At 61.0% G+C, this 3,116-nt stretch carries 3 protein-coding genes; all 3 read left to right on the forward strand.

Annotated elements, in window-relative coordinates; translation table 11 throughout:
- Window positions 1–804, forward strand: an 804-nt coding sequence (locus PFH44_RS26225) for an aminotransferase-like domain-containing protein (protein WP_283826642.1), incomplete at its 5' end; no start/stop codon positions are given.
- A gap of 299 nt (window positions 805–1,103) precedes the next feature.
- Window positions 1,104–2,249 carry a putative ABC transporter substrate-binding protein YdcS gene (gene ydcS, locus PFH44_RS26230; protein ID WP_045855229.1) on the forward strand — a complete coding sequence of 382 codons (1,146 nt, stop codon included), beginning with the start codon at window positions 1,104–1,106 and terminating at the stop codon, window positions 2,247–2,249.
- A gap of 17 nt (window positions 2,250–2,266) precedes the next feature.
- The coding region (locus PFH44_RS26235) for an ABC transporter ATP-binding protein (protein WP_283826643.1) at window positions 2,267–3,116 on the forward strand (850 nt) is incomplete at its 3' end.

The raw sequence follows: 3,116 nt of genomic DNA on the forward strand, positions 1-3,116 counted from the left end.
CTGCAGGCGCTGGAAAGGCTGAGGCTGAAGGCGCTGTCGGTGGCGACGGACGTTAAAGAGGGGATCGATCTGGCGGCGCTGGAGCAGGCGCTGCAGAGCTATCCGGTGAAGGCCTGCTGGCTGATGACCAACGGCCAGAACCCGCTCGGCTTTACCCTCAGCGCGGAGAAAAAGGCGCGGCTGGTGGAGCTGCTGGCGCGCTACGGCGTGGTGCTGATCGAAGACGACGTCTACAGCGAGCTCTATTTTGGCCGCGAGAAGCCGCTGCCCGCCAAATTCTGGGACCGCCAGGATATGACGCTCCACTGCAGCTCCTTTTCCAAATGCCTGGTGCCGGGCTTTCGCATCGGCTGGGTGGCCGCCGGCAAGCACGCCCGGCGCATCCAGCAGCTGCAGCTGATGAGCACGCTGTCGACCAGCTCGCCGATGCAGATGGCGCTGGTGGACTATCTGTCGACCCGGCGCTACGACGCCCATCTGCGCCGCCTGCGCCGCCAGCTGGCCGAGCGCAAGCAGCAGGCCTGGCAAGCGCTGCTGCGCCATCTGCCCGCCGAAGTCAAAATCCACCATAGCGACAGCGGCTACTTTCTCTGGCTCGAGCTGCCGGCGGGCGCCGATGCCGGGGAGCTGAGCGCGCGCGCCCTGCGCGACAACATCAGCATTGCGCCGGGGAAAATGTTCTCCACCACCGCCAGCTGGACCTCATTCTTCCGCTTCAATACCGCCTGGGGCTGGGGGGAGAGAGAAGAGCAGGGGGTTAAACGCCTGGGCGAGCTTATTCGCGAGCTGCTGGCCGAGCCTTAGACTTATTTTTCTATGGCTCAACGGCGGGCAGAAAATAACTAAATATTATTATCAGACGATACCGGTCATTATTTTACCGGTATCGATCATAGGAAATTCGCATACCCATTCTCTGTCCCTAACTCCTTGTCTATAATCAATATTGTCGTCCGGCTTTTGCTGATTTCTACGGAATGCGCCCCTTGTCACAACCTGAATAAATTTCCCGTGAGGGGCATAGCGCGCCGTCTACTGTTATTAAGGGAGATATTTTTACGGCACGGCTGCCGCTAATTTTGTTGTGACAGGAGTAACACCCGATGAGCAAAAAAATTGCCCGTGGCAGCCTCTGTGTGCTGGGTATGGCCTTCCTGACCGCCCAGGCCGCCGAGCCGCCGACGTCGTTGGATAAAGGCGAAGGCCGGCTCGATATCATCGCCTGGCCGGGATATATCGAACGCGGTCAGACGGATAAAAACTACGACTGGGTGACCCAGTTTGAAAAAGAGAGCGGATGCCAGGTCAACGTAAAAACCGCCGCCACCTCCGATGAGATGGTCAGCCTGATGGCGAAAGGGGGCTATGACCTGGTGACCGCCTCCGGCGACGCGTCGCTGCGCCTGATTATGGGCAAGCGCGTACAGCCGATTAACCCGGCGCTGATCGCCAACTGGAAGACGCTCGACCCGCGGGTAGAGAAAGGCGCGTGGTTTAACGTCGGCGGAAAAGTCTACGGTACGCCCTACCAGTGGGGACCAAACCTGCTGATGTACAACACCAAAGTGTTCCCGACCCCGCCGGATAGCTGGAACGTGGTGTTTGTAAAACAAAATCTTAGCGACGGTAAAAGCAACCAGGGCCGCGTGCAGGCCTACGACGGCCCGATCTATATCGCCGACGCGGCGCTGTTCGTCAAGGCCACCCAGCCGCAGCTCGGTATTACCGACCCCTATCAGCTCACCGAGGAGCAGTATCAGGCGGTGCTGAAGGTGCTGCGCGACCAGCACGGGCTAATTCACCGCTACTGGCACGACACCACCGTGCAGATGAGCGACTTCAAAAACGAAGGCGTGGTCGCCTCCAGCGCGTGGCCGTATCAGGCCAACGGTCTCAAGGCTGAAGGCCAGCCTATCGCCACCGTCTTCCCGAAAGAGGGGGTGACCGGCTGGGCAGATACCACCATGCTGCACAGCGACGCGAAGCATCCGGTATGCGCCTATAAATGGATGAACTGGTCGCTGACGCCGAAGGTTCAGGGCGACGTGGCGGCGTGGTTCGGCTCGCTGCCGGTGGTGCCGCAGGGCTGTAAAGCCAGCCCGCTGCTGGGGGAAAAAGGCTGCGAAACCAACGGCTATAATCAGTTCGCCAAAATCGCCTTCTGGAAGACCCCGATTGCGGAAGGCGGCAAGTTCGTCCCTTACAGCCGCTGGACCCAGGACTATATCGCGATTATGGGCGGCCGTTGAGCGGCCGGAGGCGTGAAATGACGTATGCGGTAGAGTTCCATAACGTCTCGCGGCTGTATGGCGACGTGCGCGCGGTGGATGGCGTCAGTATTGCCATCCGCGACGGCGAGTTTTTCTCGATGCTGGGGCCGTCCGGCTCCGGCAAAACCACCTGCCTGCGGCTGATTGCCGGTTTCGAACAGCTCTCCGGCGGGGAGATTTCCATTTTTGGCCAGCAGGCCAGCGAGCTGCCGCCGTGGCAGCGCGACGTCAATACCGTCTTCCAGGACTACGCGCTGTTTCCCCATATGTCGATCCTCGATAACGTCGCCTACGGGCTAATGGTGAAGGGAATCGGCAAAAAAGAGCGCCACCGCCGCGCGCAGGAGGCGCTGGAAAAAGTGGCCCTCGGCTTTGTCCACGCGCGCAAACCCTCCCAGCTCTCCGGCGGCCAGCGCCAGCGGGTGGCAATTGCCCGCGCGCTGGTTAACGAGCCGCGGGTGCTGCTGCTGGATGAGCCGCTGGGGGCGCTGGATTTAAAACTGCGCGAGCAGATGCAGCTGGAGTTGAAAAAGCTGCAGCAGGCGCTGGGGATCACCTTTATTTTTGTCACCCACGACCAGAGCGAGGCGCTGTCGATGTCCGATCGGGTGGCGGTGTTTAATCACGGGCGCATCGAGCAGGTCGACGCGCCGCACGATCTCTACCTGCGGCCGAAAACGGCCTTCGTCGCCGGGTTCGTCGGCACGGCCAACGTCTTTGACGCCGAGCTTTCGGCCCGACTGTGCGGCATGCCGGGCAGCTGGTCGCTGCGTCCGGAACATATCCGACTGAGCGGCGGCGGCGAGGTTCAGGTCGAGGGCGTGGTGCAGGCGGTGCAGTATCCGG

The sequence above is a fragment of the Klebsiella sp. Ech2A genome, from assembly GCF_030078455.1.
GTDB lineage: Bacteria > Pseudomonadota > Gammaproteobacteria > Enterobacterales > Enterobacteriaceae > Klebsiella > Klebsiella terrigena.

Excerpts from the sequence above, each read along its gene's own strand:
- ydcS (WP_045855229.1), top strand. The coding sequence starts at position 1,104 with ATGAGCAAAAAAATTGCCCGTGGCAGCCTCTGTGTGCTGGGTATGGCC.